The following is a 26133-nucleotide window of genomic DNA, read 5'->3' on the forward strand; positions in this document are numbered from 1 at the left end:
GGGATTGGCTAGATCGCCATCGCGGCGCGGACGTCGGCCTCGGACGCGGAACCGCCTGTGCCGCTTGAGGTGACGCGGCCGGCTTCCAGGATGTAGTAGCGCTGCGCGGATTCCAGCGCGAAACCGATGTGTTGTTCGACGAGCAGCACGCCGAGATCGCCGCGGTTGGTCAGCGCGGTGATGGCCTCTTCGATCTCGTGCACGACCGACGGCTGGATGCCTTCGGTCGGCTCGTCGAGGATCAGGCATTTCGGGGTGGTGATCAACGCCCGCGCGATCGCGAGTTGCTGACGCTGGCCACCGGAGAGCAGACCGGCGCGACGGTTCAGTAGTTCCTTCAGAGCCGGGAACAGGTCGAGCTGCTCGTCGATCAGCGCCTTGCCGTTCTTGCGCCCGTCGGCGACGACCTGCAGGTTCTCCGCCGTGGTGAGCTGCCCGAAGGACTGCTGGCCCTGCGGGACGTACGCGAGCCCGCGGCTCACCCGCGCGCTAGGGCGTAGCTTGGTGATGTCCTCACCGTCGAAAAGGACTTTCCCCGCAGTGCATTTCAGCAGACCGACCGCTGCGCGCAGCAGCGTCGTCTTGCCGGCTCCGTTGTGTCCCATCACCGCGGCGACGCCGTCGGCGGGTACCTCGATGCTGACCCCGTGGATCACCTCACTGCGGCCGTAGCCGGAGCGGACATCGACCAGTTGCAGCATCAGGACTTCTCCTCGGCGAGTTCGATTCCGTCGGCACCGGCCGCGGCGGTCCCGAGGTAGACCTCCTGGACCTTCGGATTGGCCTGCACCTCGGCGACCGAACCCTCGGCGATGACCTGGCCGCGGGCCAGCACCGTGACCGACGTCGCGAACGCGCGCATGAAGTCCATGTCGTGCTCGACGACGACGACGGTGCGTTCGGCACCGATGCGGCGCAACAGGTTTCCGGTCTCTTCGCGTTCCTCGGTGCTCATGCCCGCGACCGGCTCGTCGAGCAGCAGCACGTCGGCGTTCTGCACGAGCAGCATGCCGATCTCCAGCCACTGTTTCTGGCCGTGGGCGAGTACGCCGGCCGGTTTGTCGGCCAGGTGGGTCAGCCCGATGGTGTGCAGTGCCTGTTCGATCGCGGGCAGCACACCGTGGCGCCGCCGCAGCAGCGTCCACACCGAACGTCCTGCGCCCGCGGCGATGTCGAGGTTCTGCAGCACCGTGAGCTCCTCGAACACGCTCGCGGTCTGGAAGGTCCGCCCGACCCCGAGCCGGGCGATCTGGTGCACCTTCTTGCCGAGCAGTTCGACGCCTGACTTGTTCACCGAGCCGGTTGCCGAGACCAGCCCGGTGATCGCGTCGATCACCGTGGTCTTGCCTGCACCGTTCGGGCCGATCAGGAACCGCAGATCACCCTGGAACAGGGTCAGGTCGACGTCGCTGACTGCCTTGAACCCGTCGAAATCGACTGTCAAGCCCCGAACTTCGAGGTACTGGGCGCCCATGCCGGCGTTCCCACCCTCGACGGGTTCCTTACCCGCTGTGCTCGCATCGATGTCGCTCATGAGGTCGCGCCCACCTTCTCTGCGTCCGGGTCGGAGTCGGGAGCCTTGTCGGATGAGGTGTCGGCCTTGCGCCGGCGCTTCAGGTACACGCCGAGGCCCGCCAGGCCCGCCGGCAGGAAGCCGACGACAAGGATGAACAGCAGGCCCTGACCGTAGGTCCACGCCGACGGAAAGCGTTCGGAGAACAGGGTTTGCGCCCACGCCACACCGATCGCGCCGAGCACCGGCCCGAGCAGCGTGGCACGCCCGCCGATCGCGACACCGATCAGGAACGCGATCGACGGCAGGATGCCGACCTGCGACGGTGCGATGAACCCGACGATCGGGGCGAACAGCGCACCGGCGATGGACGCGAACAGCGCCGCCACCGCGTAGGCCACCACCTTGATGTTGGCGGGGTCGTAGCCCAGGAACCGCACGCGTTCCTCACCGTCTCGGACGGCGACAAGCAGTTCGCCGTAGCGGCTCTGCATCAGCTGACGCACGACGGCGACGACGATCAGCAGGACCGCGGCGGCGATGAAGTACAGCATCTTGCGGTTCACCGGGTCGTTGAGCGTGAACCCGAAGAACGTACGGAACCTGTTGAGCCCGTTGGAGCCGCCGAGGCTGGTCTGGCCGACCAGCAGGATGGCCAGCGCGGCGGCCAGCGCCTGCGACAGGATCGCGAAGTAGGCGCCCTTGACCTTGCGCTTGAACACGCCGAGCCCGAGTGCCACCGCGATCCCGGTCGGGATCACCACGATCGCGATCAGCGTGACGACGGGGGAGGCGAACGGCGTCCAGTATCCGGGCAGTTCGCGGACGCCCTGAATCTGCATGAAGTCGGGTACCGCGTCGCCGCGCAGTTCCGCGTCGGCGATCTTGAGGTGCATCGCCATCATGTAGCCGCCGAGGCCGAAGAACACCCCCTGGCCCAGAACCAGCATTCCGCCTCGGCCCCAGGCCAATCCGATGCCGACCGCCACGATGGCGAAGCACAGGAACTTGCCCAGCAGGCTGAGCCGGAAGTCCGACAACACGGCAGGCGCCACCACGAACAGCACCAGCGCCGCGACGCCGAAGCCGGCCCAGGTCTGCCACCGTCCCAGCACGGTTCTCATACGAGACTCCTTGTCCGAACGGTGAACAGACCCTGCGGCCGCACCTGCAGGAAGACCACGATGATCACGAACACGATCACTTTCGCCAGCGATGCGGTGGTGTTGTACTCGATGAACGAGTTCAGGAAGCCGAGGGCGAACGCTGCGATCACGGTGCCCTTGATCTGGCCGAGCCCGCCGATCACGACAACCAGGAACGCGTCGATCAGATAGCTCTGTCCAATCGTCGGGCTCGTCGACCCGATCAGGGTCAGCGCGACCCCGGCGACGGCGGCCAGGCCCGAGCCGATGAAGAACGTGGTGATGTCGGTCTTGCGCGACGAGATCCCGCTGGTCTCGGCGAGGTCGCGGTTCTGCACGACGGCGCGGATGCGTCGTCCCATCGGGCTCATCTTGAGCACCGCGGCGAGCACCGCGACGCACACGACGGCAAGGACCAGGATGAAGATGCGGGTTTTGGGAACCACCGCGCCGAGGATCTCCACACCTCCGGAGAGCCACGGCGGGGCGATGACGTTGACGGCGGGAGCACCGAAGATGTCTCGGGCAACCTGCTGCAGGATCAGGCCGACCCCGAAGGTCACCAACAGGGTGTCCAGTGGGCGGTGATACATCCGCTGGATCAGGGTGACCTCAAGCAGCGCACCCATGGCGCCGCCGATGAAGAACCCGACCACCAGCGAGATCAGCAGCGACGCACCGGCGCTGGAGATGATCTGCTGTACCACGTAGGCGGTGTAGCAGCCGGCCATGATGAACTCGCCGTGCGCCATGTTGATGACGCCCATCTGGCCGAAGGTCAGAGACAGTCCGAGTGCGGCCAGCAACAGGATTGAGCCGAGGCTCAATCCTGTTGCCAGCTGCCCGATTACGACATCCACGTGTTCCTAGCCGGACAGCCCGGCGGCCCACGGGTAGGACTTCAGGAACGGATCCGGCTCGATCGGGCCGGGCGACTCCCAGACGGTGTAGATCAGGCCGTCGGGCCGGATCTCGCCGATCCGCGCGGTCTTGGTGATGTGGTGGTTCTCGCCGTCGATGGTGACCAGACCCTCGGGGGCCTCGAACGTCACGCCGTCGGCGTTGTCCTGGATGGCCTTGACGTCGAACGAACCGGCCTTCTCGACGGTGTTCTTCCACAGGAACACCGACACGTAGGCGGCCTCCATCGGATCCGAGGTGGGCTTGTCGGCGCCGAACTTGTCCTTGTAGGCCTTGACGAACTCGTTGTTCACCGGCGTGTCGATGGTCTGGTAGTAGTCCCACGCCGTGAGCTGGCCGTCGATGTTCTGCACACCGATGCCGCCGACCTCTTCCTCGGCGATCGACACCGACACCACCGGCATGTCCTGCGGGGTCAGGCCGACGTTTTTGTACTCGCGGAAGAACGCGACATTGGAATCGCCGTTGAGGGTGTTGAACACCGCGTCGGCGTCGGCGGTGCGCACCTTGTTGATGATGGTGGAGAAGTCGGTCGAGCCCAGCGGCGTGTAGTCCTCGCCCTTGATCTCGATGCCGTTCGCCTCGGCGTAGGCCTTGATGATGCGGTTGGCGGTCTGCGGGAAGACGTAGTCGCTACCGACCAGGTACAGCGACTTGACGCCCTTCTCCTTGAGGTAGTCCAGCGCCGGGACGATCTGCTGGTTGGTGGTCGCGCCGGTGTAGAAGATGTTGGGGGAGGCCTCCAGGCCTTCGTACTGCACGGGGTAGTACAGCAGCGAGTTGGCGCTCTCGAACACCGGGAGCATGGCCTTGCGGCTCGACGAGGTCCAGCCGCCGAACACCGCGGCGACGCAGTCGCTGCTGATCAGCTTCTCGGCCTTCTCGGCGAAGACCGTGGGCTCGGACGCGCCGTCCTCGCCGACCAGCTGGATCTGCTTGCCCAGCACACCGCCGTCGGCGTTGATCTGCTCGACGGCCAGATCGATCGCGTTGCGGACGGTGACCTCGGAGATCGCCATGGTGCCCGACAGCGAGTTCAGCGCGCCGACCTTGATGGTCTCGCCGGAGGTGTCCACGCATGACTCGGCATTTGCTGTGTCTGTTTCGCTTGCTTTGCTTCCGCAGCCGGCCAACAGCAGGCTGGCCGCCGCCACGACAGTTCCCGCGGTCAGCGCCGAGCGTGATAAGGAATGGCGTCGAGGTTGTTGCATGTACGGCCTTTCTGGCATTTCAGCACGTGTCAGGGTGGTCTGCACGGCGAAGTTTCAACACCGCCCCGGTGTCGAATCCGGACGTTAGAGCGCCCGTGTTTCTGCCAAATGTCTGTGTGTGACGGCCAAGTTAACCTGTTGTCGGGCGCGACAGTTCGTTTGCCGCCGATGCCGGGTGCCGACGGGCGGGGTGTCCGCGAGTAACGCTTCGGTAGCGTCGGTCGATGTGTCCAACATGCGATCAGCTTCAGCGAAGGTAGGAACGGCGGTCGGTGCGTCACTGTTGGCGGCCGCTGCCTCGGTCATCGTCGGTCAGGCCACCGCGTACGCCCAGGAGCCGACCGGGCACCAGGTCCGGTACACGCTCACCTCGGGCGGCGCCTACGAGTTCGACCTTTTCTATCTGACCACCCAGCCGCCGAGCATGGAGGCGTTCAACGCCGACGCGTATGCCTACGCCAAGCGCGAGAAGGTGAACGTGGCCCCCGGCGCGCCGTGGGTGTTCGAGACCACGCTGGAGGACCCGAACTGGGCGATCCTTCAGGTCAGCAGCACCACCCGCGGCGGGCAGGCTGCCCCGAACGCGCACTGCGACATCGCGGTCGACGGCGCCGTCCAGAGCGAGCACAACGACCCGTACAACGTGCGCTGCCAGCTCGGCCAGTGGTGAGTTAGACCAGAGTTAGACCCGATCTAGACCCGCCGCAGCCCGGATAGGGAAGGCGGTAACGGATCGCGGTGCAGCACGCCGAGGCGCTGTGTCGCGCGGGTCAGGGCGACGTACAGGTCGGCCGCCCCGCGCGACCCCTCGGCGAGGATGCGTTCCGGATACACCACCAGCACGGCGTCGAACTCCAGCCCCTTGGTCTCGGTCGGCGCCACCGCGCCGGGCACCCCCGGGGGTCCGATGACGACGTGCGTGCCGTCGCGCGTCTGCTCCTCGCGCACGAAATCGTCGATCGCCGAGGCCAGTTCGTCGTCGCCGACCTGCCGTGCCCACGGCGGAACACCCGTGGAGCGCACCGATTCCGGTGGGGCGACGGCCGGCGCGAACTCGGCGAGCACCGCGGCCGCGACGTCCATGATCTCGGCCGGGGTGCGGTAGTTCACCGTCAGCGTCCGGTATACCCACCGGCCGGGCACATAGGGTTCGAGCACCGGGTCCCATGACGTCGCCCCGGCGGGGGAGCGTCGTTGTGAGAGATCTCCGACCATGGTGAACGACCGGCTCGGGCACCGCCGCATCAGCACCCGCCAGTCCATCTCCGAGAGCTCCTGCGCCTCGTCGACCACCACGTGCCCGTAGGTCCAATCCCGGTCCGCGGCAGCGCGTTCGGCGAGTTCGCGGTTGTCGCGCTCCAGGAAGCGTTCCGCGAGGTCCTCGGCGGCGATGACGTCCTGGGCCATCAGCTGGTCCTCGTCGTCCATGATGTCCTCGCGCCCGATCATCAGGTCGAGAACGCCTGCGGCATAGGCCGCTTCCTCGCGGCGCTGCTGTTCTGCGGCCTCCTCGCCGGTCCGGTCCCGGCCCAGTAGGTCGACGAGTTCGTCGAGCAGCGGGATGTCCGACAGGGTCCAGGCGGCGCCGTCCTCGCGATACAGCGCCGGGTCCGCGCCTGCGGCCTTCAGTCGCTCGTGTGACGAATACAATTCGGCGAGAAGTGTTTCCGGTGTCAACGCCGGCCACAGCCGATCCAAAGCGGCCTTGAACGCGGCATTGTCCTCGAGCTCGTCGATCAGGTCCGCGCGCAGATGTTCCCACGCCGCGCGGTCCTGCCGGGTGAGCCAGCCGCGGCCGATCTTGGCGACCGCCCGTTCGGTCAGGGCCCAGGTCAGCACGTCGACAAAGGTGGTGCGCGCGTCGTTGTGGGGTTGCTCGGTGGCACGGGCCTCCTGCACCGCCCACTCCGCGATGTCGGCGGTGACCGCGATCGACACGTCGGACAGGTCGATCGGCAGCGGCTCGTCCGGCACGCACTGCCGGTCGGCGACGGCCGCGGCGAGCACGTCGAGGATGGCCAGCGAGCCTTTCGCCCGCGCCGCGTCGGGGTCGTCCTCGGCGCTGACGTGCAGGCCGGGTACCAGGTCGCCGGTCGTCATGAACACCACATTGGTCTCACCGAGCGACGGCAGCACCCGGCCGATGTGGCGCAGGAACGCGGTGTTGGGTCCGACGACGAGGACGCCGTGGCTCTCCATCCGCTTGCGCTGGGTATAGAGCAGATACGCGACGCGGTGCAATGCGACGACGGTCTTGCCGGTGCCCGGCCCGCCCTCGATGACGAGCACACCGGGGTGGTCGAGACGGATGATCGCGTCCTGCTCGGCCTGGATCGTGGCCACGATGTCGCGCATCCCGTCGCCGCGCGGGGCGTTGACCGCGGCGAGCAGGGCCACGTCGGAACCGTCCGGCTGGGCGCCGGCGTCGCCGTCGAGCGGGCGGCCGAACACCTCGTCGGTGAAGTCGAGCAGCCGGCGGCCGAGGCTGTGGAACTGCCGGCGCCGACGCATGCCCTCGGGGTGGGCGCCGGTGGCGACGTAGAACGCCCGGGCCGCCGGCGCCCGCCAGTCCAGCAGCAGCGATTCGTGCTCGTTCGCGCTGTCGAGCAACCCGATGCGGCCGATGTAGAGGCGCTCACCGTCGACGGTGTCCAGCCGACCGAAGCACAGCCCGGCATCGGCGACGTTGAGCCGGTCCATCTGGGCCGCGGTGGCGCGCACCTCGGCATCGCGGGCCAGCAGGGTCGCGCCGTTCTGGGTGTCGACGTCCCCGCGCAGGGCCTCGCTGTACCGCTTCTTGACCCGGGCCCGCTCTGCATCCAGCCGGGCGTAGAGCCCGTCGACGTACTCGCGTTCGGACTGCAGCTCGGCCTGGTAGGAAGTCGGGTTCTGAGTTGACATGTGCCCCTTACGGTTTTGCGCTGAGGGTGAGATTCTGCGCCATGACCCCGGCCTTGCCGCAAGTCCCGGTCCCGGCGGTACGGTGGAGGGTGAAGCGGATACTTGACACTCGATCGAACGTATGTTCGCATAGCGTATGCGCTGGGCAGGTCAAGGCATCGCGGTCGACGACGGTGCGTTGCCGGGCCTGCAGCGTGTCGGACTGGTGCGCAGTGTGCGTACCCCGCAATTCGACGGAATCACCTTTCACGAGGTGTTGTGCAAGACGGCGCTGAACAAGATCCCGGTGGCCTCCATGCTGCCGTTCCGGTTCACCGTCAACGGCTACCGCGGGTGTTCGCACGCGTGCCGGTACTGTTTCGCCCGGCCCACCCACGAGTACCTGGAGTTCGACAGCGGTCGCGACTTCGACACCCAGGTGGTGGTCAAGACCAACGTCGCCGAGGTGTTGCGCCGTGAACTGCGCCGTCCGTCCTGGGCGCGCGAGACCGTCGCTCTGGGCACCAACACCGATCCGTACCAGCGGGCCGAGGGGCGGTATGCGCTGATGCCGGGCATCATCGGCGCCCTGACCGATTTCGGCACTCCGTTCTCGATCCTGACCAAGGGCACCCTGCTACGCCGGGACCTGCCGCAGTTGCGAGATGCCGCGCGCCGGGTCGACGTCAGCGTCGCGGTGTCGCTGGCCGTCGGGGATCCGACACTGCACAGCCGCGTGGAACCCGGCACCCCGACCCCGGAGGCGCGGCTTCAGCTGATCTCGGCGATTCGCGAGGCGGGCCTGCGATGCCATGTGATGGTGGCCCCGGTGCTGCCGGGGCTGACCGATTCGGCCGATCATCTCGATGACCTGCTGGGTCGCATCGCGGCGGCCGGAGCGACCAGCGCCACGGTGTTCGGCCTTCATCTGCGGGGCAGTACCCGCGGCTGGTTCATGGACTGGCTGGCGCGGACCTATCCGGATCTGGTCGGTGAGTACCGCCGGCTCTACCGCCGCGGCGCCTACCTGCCCGCCGAGTACCGCGCCGAACTGGCGCGCACGGCGGCACCGCTGATGGCCAAGCACGGCCTGGTCGGTGCGCCGCGAATGGGCACCCCCGCCCTGGATGCGGTGCCGGCGGCTGTCGAACCGCTCCAGCCGACGCTGTTCTGAGGCCGGCTAGAGCCGCCAGGTCTGGGATCCGAGCGCGGCTGCCAATGCTCGCAGGGCGGGAAGGGCGCCGGTCAATGCCTCGGCGTGCTCGGCGGGGATCGCCCCGAGGGCGGCCGACACCGTCGCCGCGATCGTCTCCTCGATCCGGTCGCGGTTGCGCAGCGCCTTGCGGGTGGGGGAGAGCAGGCTGACCCGCCGGTCGTGGGGATGGGGATGTTTCTCGACGAGTCCGCGCTCCAGCAGATTGCGCACCGCGGCACTGACGTTGCTCGGCTGCATCGACAGCGTCTGGGCCACTTCGGACATCGGTCGGTCGGGGTGATCCATCACCGTGCGCAACACCGCGAGTTCGGAGGCGGGCAGCGGATCGACGCCGGCCTGGGCGGGGCCGAAACGGGCGATGCGCCAGGACACGTCGTGCAGTGCCAGCGCGAGCTCGCGGAGCTGCTCGGCACCGGGCGGAGGATCGTCGGCCATCTCACACTCCAGAAGTTATGTCGTTATATGTATCATAAGATAACTATTTGTCTTCCCGATACCACGAGGTTGTCTTGTTCTTGCGCACGCCTGCTCCGGCGACCACGCCACCGACGATCCCGCTCGTCCTGATTCTCGCCCTGCTGACCGCGGTGACCCCGTTCTCCGTCGACATGTACATGTCGGCGTTTCCGGCGATCGCCGAGGAATTCGGCACCTCGGCCTCGGTGGTTCAGCTCACCCTGACGTCCTTTCTGATCGGGCTCGCCAGCGGACAGCTGTTCATCGGTCAGCTGTCGGACCGGCTGGGCCGGCGCACGCCACTGCTGGTCGGCATCGTGATCTGCCTCGCGGCCAGCCTGCTGTGCGCGATCAGCCCGTCGATCGAGATTCTCATCGCTCTGCGCTTCGTGCAGGGCTTCGCGGGCGCGGCGGGAGTGGTGATCGCCCGCGCGATCATCGCCGACCGCACCCAGGGTGCCCGCGCCGCGCAGTTGTTCTCGGTGATGATGGTGATCGGCGTGCTGGCTCCAATCATCGCGCCGGTGCTGGGCGGGCAGGTGGTGGCCACGCTCGGCTGGCGGGCGGTGTTCGTCGCGCTGGCGATGCTCAACGTGTTGATGCTGCTCGGCGCGTACTTCATGGCGGGTGAATCGCTGCCCGCCCACCGCCGCCGGCCGGCGGGGCTGAAAGCGTTTGGGCGCAGCGCGGTCTCGGTGCTCGGCAACCGCAGGTTCATGGGATACACGCTGACACTGGGCTGTGCGTCGGGTGCGATGTTCTCCTATATCTCGGCGTCGCCGTTCGTGTTGCAGAACATTCTCGGCATGTCGCCGCGGGCGTACTCGCTGACCTTCGGCGCATGCGCGCTGGCGGTGGCGGCGTCCGGGGTGATCAACGCGCGATTGGTGCGCACCGTGGCGCCCCGGGCTCTGTTGACCGGCGGAATCTGCGCGATGTTGGTCATCACGGCCCTGCAGTTGTTCAACGTCACCGTCGGCGGTGTGACACCGTGGGCGACCATCGCGCTGATGGCGTGCTTCATGGGAACCCTCGGGTTCATCTACGCCAACGCGACCACGCTGGCGATCGGTGAGGCTCGCGACACCGCGGGCACCGGGTCCGCGGTGCTGGGCTTCCTGCAGTACGCCACCGGTGCGGCCGCGTCGCCGCTGGTGGGCCTGGCGGGTTCGCACAGTGCCGTCCCGATGGGCGTGATGATGTTCGTCGGTGCCGTGCTGGCCGCTGCCGCACTGTTCGGACTGGCCCGCGGCGCGGCGAAAGCCGACGACCCCCAGGTGCTCAGTCCTGTACCAGTAGGTGGCACCACGAGTCGGTGAGCGTGGTCAGCAGGACCTGGCGGTCGACTTCCCAGCCCCTGCTGAAGAACCGCCGCGAGACGAACTCGAACTGCCCGAACGCCAAAGCGCTTCGGGCCCAACGGGTTTGTTCGTCGAAGCGATGTGCCTCGTCCAGCCCGGAGCGGATCGCGGCGATCGTTCCGTCGAACCACGACGCGATGGTCGCCGCGACCTCCGGTTCACTCGCCTCAGCCTGGTGTGCCGCCAGCAGGTAGGGCCCCACCGTCGACCATTGATCGAACTTGTGGCCGAGCCAGTCCCGTACGAGTTCCGGGTCACCGGACTTCACCACGGCCGCCAGGGATGGGTCGTCTTCGGCGGTCAGGATCGCGTCGGCCTCGGCGAGAAGTTCTTTGATCAGCGCCGCCTTCGAGGCGAAGTGCAGGTAGAAGGTCGTGCGTGTGGTGCCCGCGGCTGCCGCGATGTCATCGATGGTCGTTGAGGCGTAACCCTTTTCGCCGATCAGGGCGAGGCCGGTGTCGAGTAGCAGGCGACGGGTTTGTTGCTTCTGCGCCTCTCGCAGGGTGGCCATGTGACTGACTTTACACTGGGGAAACTCGCGCAACAGCATGTAAAGTGAGTTTATCGGCCGTACATCTGCGGGCCGGAATCCATCTCAGAACAGGGGTTACTCGCCATGTCGGCGTCCACTCGTTATTCCGTCGGTATCGACATCGGCGGCACGTTCACCGACGCCGTTCTGCTCGACGACTCGGGAACCGCGCGGCTGCTGAAAACGCCGACCACACCCCATGATCCGTCCGAAGGGGTGAACAACGCGCTCGCGCTGGCCGAACAGGAGCTCGGCCTGGCCCCGGGTGCCATCCTGGCCGAGGTCGTCTACTTCGGGCTCGGTACCACCGTCGCGACCAACGCGCTGATCGAACGCAAAGGCGTGCGCACCGGCATCATCACCACCAAGGGCTTCGGCGACGCGATCCTGATGCAGCGCGCGCACGGCCACTGGATCGGCCGCGAACTGCACGAGATCATGCACGACTCACAGCGCAGCGTCGCTGAACCCGTCGTGCCCCGGCCGCTGATCCGCGAGGTCACCGAGCGTGTCGACTATCGCGGTGACATCATCGTCGCCCTCGACGAACAAGACGTCCGCGCGCAGGTGCAGACGCTGCTCGACGACAACGTGCGCGCGATCGCGGTGTGCCTGCTGTGGTCGTTCCGCAACCCCGCCCACGAACAGCGCGTCGCCGCGATCGTCCGCGAGATGGCCCCCGACGTGTACCTGACCATCTCCAGCGAGCTCGCCCCGGTGCTCGGCGAATACGAGCGCACCGCGACCACCGCGCTGAACGCCTACCTCGGACCCGCCGTGCGCGACTACATGACCAAGCTCGACGCCTCGCTCCGCGAGCGCGGGCTGAAAGGCTCGCTGCGCATCCTCGACTCCGGCGGCGGCGTCATCACCCCGCAGCGCTGCGGCGAGACCGCGGTGTCGGTGCTGACCTCCGGCCCGGCCGGGGGCGTGCTGGCCAGCGCGCAGCTGGCCCGCCAGATCGGCACCCCGAACGTGCTGACCACCGACATGGGTGGCACCTCCTTCGACGTCGGCATGATCACCGACTACGAGCCCGTCGTGCAGACCTACCAGGAGGTCAACGGCTACCGGGTGCTCAAGCCCGCCGTGAAGGTGACCGCGATCGGCGCGGGCGGCGGATCCATCGCCCGGGTGATCGGCGGCCAGCTCGTCGTCGGCCCGACCAGCGCCGGCTCGATGCCCGGCCCGGTCTGCTACCGCCGCGGCGGCACCGAACCCACCGTCACCGACGCCGACGTGGTGCTCGGCATCATCGACCCCGCCTACTTCCTCGGCGGATCCTTCGAGCTCGACCGAGACGGCGCCGAGCGCGCCATGCACGACAAGATCGCTGCGCCGCTGGGCATTTCGGTGCAGGAAGCCGCGGCCGGCATCAAATCCATCGCCGACCACCGGATGGCCGACCTGCTGGACACCCTGACCGTCGGACAGGGCCACGACCCCCGCGACTTCGTCGTCTTCGCCTACGGCGGTGCCGGCGGATCGCACTGCCACCAGTTCGGCGCCGAACTCGGCGCCCAGTCGATCATCGTGCCCGCCACCGCGACCGTGCACTCCGCGTTCGGCGCCGCGATGAGCGACCTGCACACCTCGGCCGAGATCTCCGACCCGATGCACTCGACCACCTGGCACGGCACGGTCGACGCGTTCGACCCGGAACGCTTCAACCGGCACTTCGCCGAACTCGAAGCCGAGGTCGGCAAGGAACTGCTCGAAGGCGGCGCGGCCCCCGAGCGGATCAGCATCGCCCGTTTCGCCGAAGTCCGGTTCCGGATGCAGAACAAAACCCTCAGCGTCCCAGTGCAACCCGGCCGCGTCGACTCCGACGCGATCGCTCGCTTGCTGACCGCGTTCGAGAGACAGTTCGTCGAGCTCTACGGCAGCGAGGCGCTGTTCCTGGGCGCCGGCGTCGAGATCGTGTCGCTGCGGGTGCAGGCCAAGGGTGCACTCGACAAGCCGCGCGTCACCCGCGTCGTCAGCGCCGGTGCCGGACAGGGTCACATGCCGGCGTCGCGCCCGGTGTACCTCGGCCGCGACCACGGCCTGGTGATGGCCGACGTCGTGCGGGGCACCGAGCTGCGGCCGGGGGACCGGGTGCGGGGACCGGCGGTCATCGAGCACCCCGGCACCACCATCTTCGTCGGACTCGGCCAGAGCGCGGTCATCGACGACCTGGAGAACACCGTCATCAACAACGACCCGAAGGGCAACTGACCATGACCACCACCGCTTACCGTGCCGAGGCGGCCCCCGAGGTGGACGTCGTCACCTATGAGGTCATCCGCAACCGGCTCACCGCGATCGTCGCCCAGCAGTCCGCCGTGCTCAAGAACGTGTCCGGCTCCCCGCTGGTGACCGAGGCCAACGACTGCAACACCGGCGTGTACCTGGCCGGCGGTGAGGTCGTTGCGATGGGTCCGCACAACCTCTTTCACTCCGGCTCGATGGAAACGGTGGTGAGCCACATCATCGCCGACTGCACCGACACGATCGGGATCGACGAGGGTGACGTGTTCATCACCAACGACCCGTACAAGGGTGCGCTGCACATGCCCGACGTCACCATGCTCGAGCCCGTGTTCTCCAACGGTGAGCGCATCGGCTGGGTCGGCACCTGCGCGCACGTGCTCGACATCGGCGGCATGACCCCGTCGAGCTGGTCGCCGACGGCCCGCGAGATCTACCAGGAGGGCCTGGTCCTACCGCCCACCAAGATCGTCGAGGGTGGCCGCACCCGCCAGGATGTGTGGAATCTGATCCTGGCCGCGTCCCGGCTGCCCGCCAACCTGGGGCTGGACCTCAAGGCGATGATCGCCGCGAACACCCACGCCAAGCAGGGGCTGTTCAAACTGGTCGAGCGGTACGGCGCCGACACGGTACGCATGGTGATGACGACGATGCTGGACCGCTCCGAGGCGCTGGTGCGCGAGCGGCTGGCTGCCCTGCCCGACGCGGTGACCCGCGCCCGCAGCTACTTCGACCATAACGGCCACGAAAGCACCCTGGCCAGAATCGAAGTCGAGCTGCGCAAGGACGGCGACCGGCTGGTGTTCGACTACGGCAACACCGCCGAACAGCTCCCCGGCTTCTTCAACTGCACGATGTCCGGGCTGCGCGGCGGCGTGTTCTCGTCGATCCTGCCGCTGCTGGCCCACGACATCCCGTGGAACAGCGGTGTGATGCGCGCGATCGAGGTGACCGCGCCCGAGGGCAGCATCGTCAACGCCAGGCACCCGGCGCCATGCGGCGCCGCGACCGTCGGCGCGACCGCGATGGTGTGCAACACCGCCAGCGCCGCGGTGTCGACCTTGGTCAGCGCCGACGCGGCGCTGCGCAGCGAGGCCCGGGGCGGCACCACCGGCGGGCTGATGGTGTGTCACATCGCCGGGCGCAACCAGTACGGCGAGCCGTTCGGCGGCGCGATGACCGAGGTGCTGGCCGGCGGCGGCGGTGCCAACGTGGGCGCCGACGGTGTGGATTACCGTGGGCCGCACGAGATCCTGACCGCGCAGTTCAACAATGTCGAGGGTGAGGAGTCGATCTTCCCGGTGCTCTATCTCGGTCGCTACGCGAACACCGACGGCGGGGGAGCGGGACGCCACCACGGTGGTATGTCGGTCGCGTCGAGCTTCATGCTGCACCACACCGATGCGATGCACGCGGTGATGGCGGGCCACAGCGTGTCGATGCCGTCGACCTACGGCGTGCACGGCGGCCTGCCCGGCTCCACCCACCAGATCACCATCGTGCGCGGCTCCGACGCCGCCGAGAGGATGGCCGCCGGACACAGCCCGGTCACCTCCGCGGGGCTGGACGGTCAGCGGGAGGTGTTCACCGGCTCACCCGGCGAGTTGATGTTCTCCGCGGGCGATGTCGTGGACTGGAGCTTCCACGGCGGCGGTGGCTGGGGCGATCCGCTCGACGCCGACCCGAAGTCGGTGCTGGCCGACGTGCGCGCCGGCCGGATCACGGCCGACGCTGCTCTGCGGTACTACCGGGTCGTGATCGACGGGGACGCCGTCGATGTCGAGGCCACCGAGACGCTGCGCACGCAGACCCGGGCCGAGCGGAGGAGCTGGCCGAGGATTTCGGGCGCGCACGACCTGCGTGCGGTGTTGCCGGAGAAGACGATCAAGGTCGGCGATCACCTGGTGCTGGCCCGCGGCCTGGAATCCGCGGTGTGGGCGTGTGACTGCGGCACCGTGCTCGCCCCCGCGGCACGGAACTGGAAGCCGCAGGCCTGCCACACCGAACTGGGCGAGCAGGATCTCGGCGCCAAGGTGAGCCTGCACCCCGGCCTGCGTGCCGACGGCTACGCCTGCCCCGGCTGCGGTGCGATGCTCGCTGTTGAAGTGCGGGCCCGCGAGGACGCGCCACTGCGCGAGTTCGAGCTCCCCGCCGACAACTAGCCGCCCGCGGCAGAACTCAGCTCTTGTTGCGCTTGACCTGGTTGAACGGAACACCCTTGTCGGCGGCCAACTCTCGGGGGAACCCGAGGATGCGCTCACCGATCACGTTGCGCGCCATCTCCGACGTGCCGCCGCCGATCGACCCGGTCTGGCGGGACAGATAGCGCACACCGATGTCGAGCAGGCCCTCGAGCTCCGGCGCGCCATTCAAGTCCTTGCCGGGGCCCTCGTCGATCACCCCGGCGGTGCCGGCGATCGCCAGCGCGGTGTCGACCTCGAGTTCGGTGGTCTCGGCGTGGAACAGCCGGATCAGCGTGCCCGCGTTGGGCGGCAGCGCGCCGGTGCCGATGCTGCGGAACACATGGTCGATCAGCTGTTCCTTGACGATGCGGCGGGTCAGCGCGCGACCGGCCAGGTCCTGGATGCGCGGATCGTCGCCCTGCCCGGTGGCCTCGGCCAGCCCGACATGGTCCGGCGGCATCTCGTTGGCGTTCTCGGCCGCGGTACCGCTGGCGAACTCCGAACCACCGCCGACCGCCCGGCGTTCGTGGTGCAGCTGCTGGGTGGCGACCTCCCAGCCCTTGTTCACCTCGCCGACCACCGCGTCGTCACCGAGTTCGAGGCCGTCGAAGAACTCTTCGCAGAACTCCTCGTTACCGTTGACCTCCTTGATGCGGCGCATCGTGATGCCGGGCGCGTCGAGCGGCACCAGGAACATCGTCAGGCCCTCGTGCTTGGGCACGGTCCAGTCGGTGCGGGCCAGCAGCAGCCCGTAGTCGGCGGCGAAGGCACTGGTGCTCCAGGTCTTGGCGCCGTTGATGACCCACTTGTCGCCCTGCTTGTCCGCGCGGGTGATCACTCCGGCCAGGTCGGAGCCGCCGCTGGGCTCGGACAGCAACTGGCACAGGATCTCGTCACCGCGGACCGCCGCCGAGATGCGTTCGCGTTTCTGCTCTTCGGTGCCCATGTCGAGAATGGTCGCCGCGCAGATCGTGAACGTCGGGACGTTGAGGATCAACGGCATCTCGTAGCTGCGGCATTCGGCGTTGAACGCACGCTGGTAGGCGTAGTCCAGCCCGAGCCCGCCGTACTCGCGGGGAAAGCAGATGCCGGCGAATCCACCCTCGTACAACCGCTTCTGGAGTTCCTTGGCGCGATCCCAGGACACCTGGTCGGCACGCACGGAGAACGGCGGGTTGTCAGGATCGATCTGCGGCATGTTGTCGGCGAGCCACGCGCGCGCCCGCGCGGCGAAATCCGCGACGGATTCCGTGGTCTCGGTCGACGTCACGGTGTCGGTCATGCCGGAACCCCTGCCTTCTTGCTCAGCCGGTAGACGGCGCGATGATGGTCTTCGGGAGATCCGAAGACCGCGCGGTAGAGCGCCACCCGGCGCAGGTACAGGTGCAGGTCGTGCTCCCAGGTGACGCCGATCCCGCCGTGCAGCTGCACGGCGTCCTGCAGCATCACCGGGGCGCGTTCGGCCACATAGGCTTTCGCGACGCTGACCAGCTTCTCGGCGTCGGGGGAGCGGTCGGCGACGGCGCGCACCGCACCGGCGGTGGTGCCGCGGCACGCCTCGAACCATGTCTTCATGTCGGCGGCGCGGTGTTTGAGCGCCTGATAGGACGACAGTGGGCGGCCGAAGCTGTGCCGGTCGTTCAGCCACTGGTAGGTCATGGCCAGCACCGCGTCGAGGATGCCGACGATCTCGGCGCACTGCAGCACGAGTGCGATCTGACGCTGCCGCTCGATGATCGCAGCGGTCTGCCCGGCCGAACCCACCGCCGCGGACTCTGGAACCTCGACGCCGTCGAATTGCACTCGGGCATATCGCTTGACGAGGTCGACCGACTCCTGGGGGGTGACGGTGACGCCGGGGGCGTCCGTCGGCACCAGGAACTGGCGCAGCTGCCCGTCGCAGGTCGCGACGACGAGCACGGCGCCGCTGTCGGCGCCGGCCTCGACACGGTCCTTGACACCGTCGATGCGGTACCCGGATCCGGTGCGGGTCGCGGTGGTCGCCGCTGCGGATGTGGTGAACGGCTGCCGGGGTTCGTAGACGGCCCAGGACGCGACCAGCTCACCGGAGATCAGTGCCTCGATGGACTCCTCGTGGCCCTCGGGTGCCTCGACGAGCCCGGCAAGCACCACACTGACCGGGTGCAGCGGCCCGGGGGCGACGGTGTGGCCGACCTGCTCGGCGACCAGCGCCAGATCCGCCACCCCGTCGCCGGAAACGCTTCCGCCGCCGAGCTCTTCGGGTACCAGCAGGCTGGTCCAGCCGAGCTCGGCGGCGCGCTGCCACCATTCGGGCTGGAACGCCACGCCGGAGGCGTGCAGCCCGCGCACGTGGGTCAGCGACGCCTGCTTCTCCAGAAACGTCTGGGTGGTCGAGACGAACAGCAGTTGTTCTGGATTGGCCAGGTCGGTCATTTTTTGCTCCTCGCGCAAGCGCTCGTCGGCAGGTCAGGTGAGCGCAAGCGCGGGCACGTCGGGCTTGTAGACGACCTTGTTCTCGACTCCGAACAGGTCGACCATGTTCTTGCCCATCACCTTTCGGACGCCCTCGTCGTCGAGGCCGTGAGCCTCCAGGTCGGAGACGAGGTTGATCGGGTCGGCCAGCCCTTCCGGGTGCGGCCAGTCGGAGCCGAAGATGACCCGGTCGATCCCACACAGGTCGGCCATCTTCTTGAAATCGTCCTCCCAGAACGGCGCGACGTACACGCAGCGCCGGAACGCCTCCACCGGATCTTCCGGAAACTCCTGCGGCATCTTCGAATACACGTCTTTGAACTGGTAGAACAGGTACGGCACCCAGGATGCACCGTTCTCGATCGACAGGATGCGCAGGTCCGGGTTGCGGGTGAACGCGCCGTGGCACACCAGCGCCGTCATGGTGTCCTCGATGGGCCGCTTGCCCATCGCGACCATCCGGAATGCGGTGGGCCGGAACGGCAGAAACTCGTCGGCCGGCTCCCAGTCGTTGAGGTACTGGGCGTATCCGCTGTCGGAGGCGTGCATCGCCACCGGGATGCCGGCGTCGACGCAGGCCCGCCAGAACGGGTCGAACTCCTCGGTGCCGAACGAGCGGGTGCCGCGGTAGCCGGGCACCGGGGCCGGCCGCACCAGCACGGTCTTGGCGCCGCGCTCCAGGCACCACTCGAGCTCTTCGAGCGCGCGGTCGACGATCGGCAGTGTGATCACCGGCGTCGAGAAGATCCGGTCCTCGTAGTTGAACTGCCAAGTCTCATACATCCATTCGTTGAGCGCATGGATGATGTCGTGGATCAGCTCGGGGTCGTCCTTGAGGCGTTCCTCGACCAGCGAGGCCAGCGTCGGGAACATCAGCGTGTAGTCCAGGCCGAGCCCGTCCATCACCTCAAGCCGTGCCTGTGGATCGCGGAACGCCGGGATGGATTTCATCGGCTTGCCCATGATCTCGCGAAAGCTCTTGCCGCCGCTGCCGTGGCGGAAGTACTCCTCCTGGGCGCCCGGGCGCGCGACCACCTCGAACGTCGGGTTCGGGATGTAGTCGCTGATGTGGTTGCGCACCATGATCTTGGTGCGGCCGTGCACGTCGATGTAGTCGATGACGCCCTTGCGCTTGTCCGGGAGGAACTTCGTCAGCGCTTCCTTGGGCTCGTAGAAGTGATTGTCGGCGTCGAACACCGGATAGTCGAGTATGCGTGACGGCATGAAGCCTGCTCCTGACATGCGTGTTTGCATTAAACGGTAATCACATTACCGGCTCGGTGGTAACGACATTACCACGCAGATGTGTAACGACACCAGATCGCGGATCGCCGGTGTTTTCCCAGTTCAGAGGGTCATCGCCGGATGGCGCGCAGACAGAACTCGTACACATGGTCGCCCTCGATCGGCACGCCGTTGAGGTCGGCGCCGAGGTCGCGCAGCCGACGGGTTCCCAGCACGGTCTGCATCAGGATCGCGGCGTCGGTGTCAACGTCGAGATCGGCGCGGAACGTCCCGTCGGCGATGCCGCGGCGCAGGATGTCGCCGACCAGCCGGTGCAGTGGCGCCAGGACTTTCGCGAACTCCTTCGGCCTGCTCTCCAGCAGGTGGTCGTTGTAATAGGTCAGGCCCCGGTTGATGCTGTCCTGGGTGCTGGACTGCGCGGGGGCGCTGATCCGATCGATCAACAGGCGTAGCGCGTCGTCGCCGGAGAGCGGATCGGTCTCGGCGCGCCAGCGCTCGGTGGAGTCGGCCATGATCGTCTCGACGAGAGCCAGCAGTAGTTCGTCTTTGGTCGAGAAGTGTTGGTAGAAAGCCCGCAGCGAGGTCTTCGACCGTTCCACGACCTCGAGCACGGTGAAATCGGTTCTGCCCGTCTCGCCCAGGATGTCCAATGCGGAGCGCATGAAGCGAGAAGCGCGGGACTCCCGGGTCGCAGCGTCGCGCGGCGCCGCGGCATTCGGCTGAGCCCTCGCAGACATGGTAATGACGTTACCGCTTTCGGCGAACCTCGGTTACTGTTCCCACGACGGTCACCTAGCGGAGGGGTTGGGCAGATGACGACGGAATCGGCGCAGACGACGGAGTCGGTGCAGTGGACGGTTCAGGGGCTGCTCGACCTGTTCGACGCGCAACCCGCGGGAGAGAACGCGTTCACCGCCCAGACCGGGCCCGCTGGTGAGGACGAGCGACAGGTGGTCGAGGGCACCCAGATCCTCGCGGCCTCGATCGTCGCCGCCGCCAAGCGTTTTCCGGACAAGTCGATCCGGTCGGTGTACTCGGTGTTCGCCCGCGCGGTGATGGTGGCCGCCGGTCCGGTCGAGCTGGAGATCGACGTGGTCAGCGAAGGCCGCTCCACGGCAACGGCGATCGTGACGGCCAAGCAGAATGGCAAGCGCTGCATCACGACCACGATCCTGGCCGACGTGCCGACCGGTGACGTGATCCGCCATCACCTCCCGAAACCCGACGTGGCCGGCCCCGCCGAGGCCAACGAGTCACCGATGCCGATGACCGGGCGTGAACTGCGCCTGGTCGACGTGGTCGACGTCAACAGCCCCGACGAGGTCGGGCCGCCCGAGCTTTACGCCTGGCTGCGCTACGACCCGATCCCGGAACGCGACGACCTCGCCAAGGCGCTGGTCGCGTATTTCACCGGCCACCTTGGCATTTCGACGACGATGCGCGCGCACGAGGGGATCGGGACCGCCCAGGCGCACCTGACCGTGTCGACCGCGCCGATGACGGTGTCGGTGAGCTTCCACGAGCCGGTCACCTGGGGCGGCTGGCTGCTCTACACCCACGAGAGCACCCAGGTCGGGTCCGGCATGTCCTACGTGCGCGGTGCGGTGCACACCGAAGAGGGCGAGCTGATCGCGTCGTTCACCCAGGACGCGCTGATCCGCCCGCTGCGCACCACCGACACCGCGATCAAGGAGCAGTCGCGGCTGTAGAGGATCCGAGCTGCTAGCCGGCCTCCGCCGCGAGCCACTGCTCGAACGTGGTCGGCATGATGCGGGCATCCTCGGTGGGGAGCAACACATTCCCGGCCATCGCGACGCCGAACATCCCCGACCACGTCGGCACCAGCTTGACCGGGTGCCCGCGCGCGTCCAGCGTCCGGCGGGCCATGTCGACGAGGTCCTGCGTCTCGGGTCCGGCGACGTCGACGTGGCGGCCCCGAGGTGGGCCCGCGGCGACCTCGGCGAGCACTTCGGCGATGTCGTCGGGGGCGATCGGTTGCACCAGCAGCGGGGCGATGGGGGCGACCCCGTCCTGTTCGGTCCAACTCGCGACCATCGCCGCGAAGTCGTGGAACTGGGTGGCGGGCACGATCGTCCACGGCACCTGCGGCGCGGCGACCAGGCGTTCCTGTTCGCGTTTGCCCGCATAGTGCGCGTTGCCCTCGATGCCGTGAATGCCGACGATCGAGAGCAGAACGTGGTGACCGACCCCGGCGCGTTGCTCGGCGGCCAGCAGATTGGCGGTGGTGGTGCCGAAGTACTCGGCGGTGCGGTCCCGGTCGGTGGGCGGAGCGCTGACGGTGTCGACGACCGCGTCGACACCGGTCAGTGCCGCGTCCAGGCCGTCGCCGGTCAACAGGTCGATGCCCTGTGATCGACTGATCGGGACCACCTCGTGACCGTCACGCCCGAGGAACGCGGCGGTGCGGGCACCGATGTTGCCCGTTGCTCCTGCGACTGCGATGCGCATCGTCGGCCTCCTTCGCATGGCCTGGCCCGATGGTAGCCCCGCAGCGGCGGGACAGATAGGGGCGAATCAGGCCGCGGCCACCGCCGACTGCAGAACCTCCAGTGGGAGACCGCCGAGATCCAATGCGCGGCTGTGGAACTCCTTGAGTGAGACTCCCCGGGCCAGCGTGTCGTCGCGCAGTTGCTGCCAGATCCGCTGGCCGATCGCATACGACGGCGCCTGGCCCGGCCAGCCCAGATAGCGGTCGAGTTCGAAGCGCAGGTTCTCCTCGGCCATCGCGCTGTGGGTCTGCAGGAACGTCCACGCGCGGTCGGCGTCCCAGGTGCCGCCGTCGGGTGCCTTCAGGCCGCAGTGCACCCCGATGTCGATCACCACGCGGGCGGCCCGGAAACGCTGCGCGTCAAGCATTCCCATCCGGTTACCGGCATCCTCCAGCCAACCCAGTTCGGCCATCAGGCGCTCGGCGTACAACGCCCACCCCTCGCCGTGCCCGGACACCCAGCAGCCCAGCCTGCGCCACCGGTTCAACTGATCGGCCAGCACGACGGCACGGCCGATCTGCAGGTGATGCCCGGGAACTCCCTCGTGGAAGACCGTCGTCATCTCCTGCCACGTGTGGAACGTGTGCACGCCCGGCGGCACCGACCACCACATTCGGCCCGGTCTGCTCAGATCCTCCGAAGGGCCTGTGTAGTAGATGCCCCCGGTCTGCGTCGGCGCGATTCGGCATTCCAGGTTCCGTAACGCCGGGTCGATGTCGAAATGCTCGTCGGCCAGCGCGTCGACCACCCGGTCGGACAGTTCCTGCATCCAGCTCTGCAGTGCGTCGGTGCCGTGGATCAGGTAGCGCTCCTCGCCGTCGAGCCGGCGCAGCGCCTCGGCCGCCGACGCGCCGGGGTAGAGCCGCTCGGCGATCTCGTCCTGTTCGGCGACGATGCGGGCCAGCAGATCCATGCCCCACGCGTAGGTTTCGTCGAAATCGACGGCGGCACCGAGGAACAACCGCGACATCACCGCGTACGCGTCCCGCCCGCACCCGTCGGTGTCACGGGCGTGCGGTCCGATCTCGTCGCGCAGCACCGTGGTCAGCGACGCGTACGCGTTCGCGGCATCCTGGGCCCGCTGCTGAAGTTCGGCACGCAGCGGGGGGTTGTCGGGAGCGGCGCCGGCGACCATCGTGACGAACAACTCAGCGATCTGGCCCGCCTGCTGGATGCCGCGGCGGACCTGCCGCGCGGCCGGCGCGTGCCCGGTGGCCGCGGCCCGGCGCAACGCCTCGGCGTACCCGCTCACCCGCTGCGGGATCTGATCGAGCCGCCGCGCGATGACCGCCCAGTCCTCGTCGGTGTCGGTGGCCATCAGGTCGAACACGTCGCGCATCGTCTGCAGCGGTGACGCGATGACGTTGAGCTCGCCGACGTCGAGGCCCGCGTCGTGCAGCTCGACGAGCACGCCGAGGCGTTCGCGCATCGCGGCGGCGGTGACGACGTCGGCGGCGTCGGCCGGTTCGGTCGCGTCGAGTTCGCGCAGCGCCGCCTTCGCCGCGTCGACGCGCGCCGCGACGCCGTCGGGGGAGTAGTCGGTGATCTGGTCGTCGAAGCCGCTGATCCCGGATTCCGTTGCCGCGCAGGGATCGAGCGCCGCTGAGACGTCCAGATAACGTTCGGCGACGGCGTCGACGGCCGTGGTCGGCCTAGCCAAGGTTGTTCGTCGCGAAAGTGTCGCACTTGGCCGGGTCGCCGGTCCGGTAACCGGTGGTGAACCACTTCTGGCGCTGTTCGGACGACCCGTGCGTCCACGATTCCGGGCTGACCCGGCCGGTGGCCTGCTCCTGGATCCGGTCGTCGCCGACCGCGGACGCGGCGGACAGCGCATCGGCGATGTCCTTGTCGGTCAACGGCTTCAGGAACGTCACGTCCGTACCCTCCTGCTTGGTGATCGATGCGTAGTGCGCCCACACCCCGGCGTAGCAGTCGGCCTGCAGTTCGGTGCGCACCCCGCCGCCGGTCGGGCCGGTCGGGTCCTGCTGGGCGCGGCCGAGGACCCCCTGCAGGTTCTGGATGTGGTGGCCGAACTCGTGGGCGACGACGTACTCCTCGGCGAGCGGACCTCCACTGGAGCCGAATTCGGTGACCAGCGTGTCGAAGAAGTCGGTGTCGAAGTACGCGGTCTTGTCGCCGGGGCAGTAGAACGGGCCGACGGCGCTGCTGGCATATCCGCAGCCACCGGTGTTGGTCCCGCCGGTGAACAACCTGACATGTGGGCGGGTGTACCCCTGCATGAGCTCCGCCCACACCCCGTCGAGCGAATTGCCCGTCGCGACCACCCGGCACTGGACGATGCTGTTTGCGTCGGCACCGGTCTGGCACTGGCTCAGGTCGAATCCCGGCGCATCGACACCCTGGGTGTCCATCTGCTGCTCGGGGACCACCGTGCTCGGGTCGACGCCCAGGAACAGCGCCACCACCACGATCAGCAGTCCGCCGAGGCCGCCGCCGACCGCGATGCCCCGTCCGGGCCCGCGACCGCCCCCGGAGGATGTGGTGCTGGTGTCGATCCGCATGCCTTCGTTGAAGGTCATCGCGCCACCTCCGTGTGAGTCGACCCGGGTCCCGTGTCTGCGGGCTGGTCAAGCTTCGCACACTACGATTTCGGGCGTGGCCGTCGTCGCCGGAGATCCCACGATCCTGCACACCCCGTCGGGTGACCTTCGGGGCACGGTCGAGGCCGGTGTCGGCGTGTGGCGCGGTGTGCCGTACGCCGAGCAGCCCGTCGCGGAACGCCGGTTCGGCGCGCCGCAACCGCTCACGCGGTGGACCGGGGTGCGCGACGCCACTGAGCACGGACCGCTGCCCCCGCAGACCAAGTCGTTCGTCGGCGGTGGGCGCGACGATCCGAAGGCCCGCGACGAGGCCTGTCTGACGCTGACGGTGTGGTCCCCGGACACCACCGCATCGCTTCCGGTCATGGTGTGGATCCCCGGCGGCGCGTTCGTCTATGGAGCCGGCCAATTCCAGCTCTACAACGGATCTCGGCTGGCGGCCAACGGGAATGTCGTGGTCGTCAACGTGACCTACCGGATCGGGGTGTTCGGCGGGTTCGAGCTCGGGGATCTTGGGGACGGCTTCGACGACAATCTGGCATTGCGCGATCAGATCGCCGCGCTGCGGTGGGTGCGCGACAACATCGCGGCGTTCGGCGGCGACCCTCACCGCGTCACCGTGTTCGGGGAATCGGCCGGTGCGACGTCGGTGCTGGCTCTGATGGCCTCGCCGGCCGCGCACGGACTGTTCGGCCGCGCGATCGCGCAGAGCCCGGCGCTGCCGCTGATCGCCGACCGTGAGTTGCGCGCGGCCAACAGTCAGGAGTTCCTGCGTCGCCTCGGCGTCGACGCCTCCGCGGTGAAGGCGCTTCCGCAACGCGAGTTGCGCCGCGCCGCGGGCTTGGTCCAGCTCACGAGCGCCGGGACCACCCCGACGCTGGCGTACGGACTGACGCACGGCACTGAGCTGTTGCCGCTGCACCCGATCGACGCCGCCCGCGAGGGCGCGATGGCGCCGGTGCCGCTGATCATCGGGACCAACAGCCACGAGGCGTCGATGTTCGCGTGGACCAAACCGCCGATGCTGCCGACCACGAGGGCGGCGATCGACGGGTTCTTCGAACGGACCGCTCCAGATGCAAAAGCGCAAGTGCTGCAGGCATATCCGAGGTATCCACGGCGCAGTGCGCTGGTCGAATTCGGTGCCGACGCGATGTTCGGCGGTCCCACCTGGGCGTTCGCCGACGCGTACAGCGGTAACGGCCCGACCCGGATGTACCGGTTCGACCACTTCGGGCTGAGCCTGCGCATGCTCGGGTTGGGCGCGACCCACGGGAGCGAGATCGTGCACATCCACCACAGCTACGAGTCGTTCGTCGGGCGCAAACTCCATCCGCTGGGCCGGCGGATCCAACCCGGGGTGGGCCGCCGGATGCAGCGGGCCTGGCTCGACTTCGCCCACGGCGGCGAGACCGACTGGCCGCTCTATACGGCCGAGCAGCGGCTGACCCGGTTGATCACGTCGACCCGCGATGTCATCGCGCCCGACCCGGACGCGGACCGGCGTCGCGCTTGGGCAGCGGTGTACTAAAAGGGTGGTGGTTCGTCGGGGTTGTTGTTTGGTGGTGGTGGGGGTTGCCAGTTTGGTGGGAGGGTTTCGGGTTCGAGGGGGTTGTTGACGAAGCGGGCGAACGGGCTGGTGCTGGGTGTGTTGTGGGCGAAGTCGCCTTTGAACAGGAGGTAGCGGCAGCGGAA

22 protein-coding genes are annotated in these 26133 nt (G+C 68.0%); 7 read left to right on the forward strand and 15 right to left on the reverse strand.

Annotated elements, in window-relative coordinates; all coding sequences use genetic code 11:
- Positions 1 to 8 precede the first annotated feature (8 nt).
- Genes urtE through urtA form a run of 5 tightly spaced genes read right to left on the reverse strand, consistent with a single transcriptional unit; the run spans position 9 to position 4790 of the window.
- Positions 9 to 701 carry an urea ABC transporter ATP-binding subunit UrtE gene (gene urtE, locus BST38_RS27230; protein WP_083146650.1) on the reverse strand — a complete coding sequence of 231 codons (693 nt, stop codon included), beginning with the start codon at positions 699 to 701 and terminating at the stop codon, positions 9 to 11.
- The gene (urtD, locus tag BST38_RS27235) at positions 701 to 1534 is read right to left on the reverse strand and encodes an urea ABC transporter ATP-binding protein UrtD (RefSeq protein WP_083146651.1); all 834 of its coding nucleotides are present in this window, start codon (positions 1532 to 1534) and stop codon (positions 701 to 703) included. The genes urtE and urtD overlap by 1 nt, the downstream gene beginning before the upstream one ends.
- On the reverse strand, positions 1531 to 2637 hold the full coding sequence (gene urtC, locus BST38_RS27240; protein ID WP_083146652.1) for an urea ABC transporter permease subunit UrtC: 1107 nt from the start codon (positions 2635 to 2637) through the stop codon (positions 1531 to 1533). Before urtC ends, urtD begins: the two co-directional genes overlap by 4 nt.
- Positions 2634 to 3518 carry an urea ABC transporter permease subunit UrtB gene (gene urtB / locus BST38_RS27245; RefSeq protein ID WP_083146653.1) on the reverse strand — a complete coding sequence of 295 codons (885 nt, stop codon included), beginning with the start codon at positions 3516 to 3518 and terminating at the stop codon, positions 2634 to 2636. Before urtB ends, urtC begins: the two co-directional genes overlap by 4 nt.
- A 6-nt stretch (positions 3519 to 3524) precedes the next feature.
- Positions 3525 to 4790 carry an urea ABC transporter substrate-binding protein gene (gene urtA / locus BST38_RS27250; RefSeq protein ID WP_083146654.1) on the reverse strand — a complete coding sequence of 422 codons (1266 nt, stop codon included), beginning with the start codon at positions 4788 to 4790 and terminating at the stop codon, positions 3525 to 3527.
- 235 nt (positions 4791 to 5025) lie between these two features.
- Between urtA and BST38_RS27255 the strand changes: the two genes are divergently transcribed.
- The gene (locus tag BST38_RS27255) at positions 5026 to 5460 is read left to right on the forward strand and encodes an Rv2576c family protein (RefSeq protein WP_110782022.1); all 435 of its coding nucleotides are present in this window, start codon (positions 5026 to 5028) and stop codon (positions 5458 to 5460) included.
- A 23-nt stretch (positions 5461 to 5483) separates the two neighbouring features.
- Here the strand turns inward: BST38_RS27255 and helR are convergent, their stop codons facing one another.
- Positions 5484 to 7691, reverse strand: a complete 2208-nt coding sequence (helR, locus tag BST38_RS27260) for an RNA polymerase recycling motor ATPase HelR (RefSeq protein WP_083146656.1) — start codon at positions 7689 to 7691, stop codon at positions 5484 to 5486.
- Between the two features lie 136 nt (positions 7692 to 7827).
- Between helR and BST38_RS27265 the strand changes: the two genes are divergently transcribed.
- Entirely contained in the window at positions 7828 to 8844 is a 1017-nt protein-coding gene (locus BST38_RS27265) for an Rv2578c family radical SAM protein (RefSeq protein ID WP_083146657.1), read from the forward strand.
- A gap of 6 nt (positions 8845 to 8850) precedes the next feature.
- Here the strand turns inward: BST38_RS27265 and BST38_RS27270 are convergent, their stop codons facing one another.
- Positions 8851 to 9321: a MarR family winged helix-turn-helix transcriptional regulator gene (locus tag BST38_RS27270; RefSeq protein WP_083146658.1), complete on the reverse strand. Its 471-nt coding sequence runs from the start codon at positions 9319 to 9321 to the stop codon at positions 8851 to 8853.
- A gap of 74 nt (positions 9322 to 9395) precedes the next feature.
- Here BST38_RS27270 and BST38_RS27275 point away from each other — a divergent pair, with 74 nt between their 5' ends.
- Positions 9396 to 10661, forward strand: a complete 1266-nt coding sequence (locus BST38_RS27275) for a multidrug effflux MFS transporter (RefSeq protein ID WP_083146659.1) — start codon at positions 9396 to 9398, stop codon at positions 10659 to 10661.
- Here BST38_RS27275 and BST38_RS27280 read toward each other — a convergent pair.
- The gene (locus tag BST38_RS27280) at positions 10624 to 11253 is read right to left on the reverse strand and encodes a TetR/AcrR family transcriptional regulator (RefSeq protein ID WP_237160939.1); all 630 of its coding nucleotides are present in this window, start codon (positions 11251 to 11253) and stop codon (positions 10624 to 10626) included. The two genes, BST38_RS27275 and BST38_RS27280, sit on opposite strands and share 38 nt — an antisense overlap.
- 66 nt (positions 11254 to 11319) lie before the next feature.
- Here BST38_RS27280 and BST38_RS27285 point away from each other — a divergent pair, with 66 nt between their 5' ends.
- Both BST38_RS27285 and BST38_RS27290 read left to right on the forward strand, forming a co-directional pair.
- On the forward strand, positions 11320 to 13452 hold the full coding sequence (locus tag BST38_RS27285) for a hydantoinase/oxoprolinase family protein (protein ID WP_083146661.1): 2133 nt from the start codon (positions 11320 to 11322) through the stop codon (positions 13450 to 13452).
- 2 nt (positions 13453 to 13454) lie between these two features.
- Positions 13455 to 15647, forward strand: coding sequence for a hydantoinase B/oxoprolinase family protein (locus BST38_RS27290; protein ID WP_083146662.1), 2193 nt, complete (start codon positions 13455 to 13457; stop codon positions 15645 to 15647).
- Positions 15648 to 15663: 16 nt separating this feature from the next.
- Here BST38_RS27290 and BST38_RS27295 read toward each other — a convergent pair whose 3' ends face one another.
- The 4 genes from BST38_RS27295 to BST38_RS27310 all read right to left on the reverse strand — a co-directional run bounded on the left by BST38_RS27295 (position 15664) and on the right by BST38_RS27310 (position 20104).
- Entirely contained in the window at positions 15664 to 16950 is a 1287-nt protein-coding gene (locus BST38_RS27295) for an acyl-CoA dehydrogenase family protein (protein WP_083146663.1), read from the reverse strand.
- A complete protein-coding gene (locus BST38_RS27300) occupies positions 16947 to 18083 on the reverse strand; it encodes an acyl-CoA dehydrogenase family protein (protein ID WP_083146664.1) in 1137 nt (378 codons plus the stop codon). Before BST38_RS27300 ends, BST38_RS27295 begins: the two co-directional genes overlap by 4 nt.
- 33 nt (positions 18084 to 18116) lie before the next feature.
- Positions 18117 to 19346: an amidohydrolase family protein gene (locus BST38_RS27305; protein ID WP_083146665.1), complete on the reverse strand. Its 1230-nt coding sequence runs from the start codon at positions 19344 to 19346 to the stop codon at positions 18117 to 18119.
- Between the two features lie 131 nt (positions 19347 to 19477).
- Entirely contained in the window at positions 19478 to 20104 is a 627-nt protein-coding gene (locus tag BST38_RS27310; RefSeq protein ID WP_083146666.1) for a TetR/AcrR family transcriptional regulator, read from the reverse strand.
- Between the two features lie 75 nt (positions 20105 to 20179).
- On the opposite strand from BST38_RS27310, the gene BST38_RS27315 reads away from it, so the two are divergent.
- Positions 20180 to 21076, forward strand: a complete 897-nt coding sequence (locus tag BST38_RS27315) for an acyl-CoA thioesterase (RefSeq protein ID WP_083146667.1) — start codon at positions 20180 to 20182, stop codon at positions 21074 to 21076.
- 13 nt (positions 21077 to 21089) lie between these two features.
- Here the strand turns inward: BST38_RS27315 and BST38_RS27320 are convergent, their stop codons facing one another.
- The 3 genes from BST38_RS27320 to ypfJ form a co-directional block, all read right to left on the reverse strand.
- Positions 21090 to 21836 (reverse strand): SDR family oxidoreductase, encoded by a 747-nt coding sequence (locus tag BST38_RS27320; protein WP_083146668.1) that lies wholly within the window; start codon positions 21834 to 21836, stop codon positions 21090 to 21092.
- Between the two features lie 66 nt (positions 21837 to 21902).
- Positions 21903 to 23537, reverse strand: a complete 1635-nt coding sequence (locus BST38_RS27325; RefSeq protein ID WP_083146669.1) for a DUF885 domain-containing protein — start codon at positions 23535 to 23537, stop codon at positions 21903 to 21905.
- Positions 23530 to 24417, reverse strand: coding sequence for a KPN_02809 family neutral zinc metallopeptidase (ypfJ, locus tag BST38_RS27330; RefSeq protein ID WP_083146670.1), 888 nt, complete (start codon positions 24415 to 24417; stop codon positions 23530 to 23532). Before ypfJ ends, BST38_RS27325 begins: the two co-directional genes overlap by 8 nt.
- Positions 24418 to 24493: 76 nt before the next feature.
- Between ypfJ and BST38_RS27335 the strand changes: the two genes are divergently transcribed.
- Positions 24494 to 25969: a carboxylesterase/lipase family protein gene (locus BST38_RS27335; RefSeq protein WP_083146671.1), complete on the forward strand. Its 1476-nt coding sequence runs from the start codon at positions 24494 to 24496 to the stop codon at positions 25967 to 25969.
- The last annotated feature ends 164 nt before the right edge of the window (positions 25970 to 26133 follow it).

Source organism: Mycolicibacterium parafortuitum (assembly GCF_002086815.1).
Lineage (GTDB): Bacteria > Actinomycetota > Actinomycetes > Mycobacteriales > Mycobacteriaceae > Mycobacterium > Mycobacterium parafortuitum.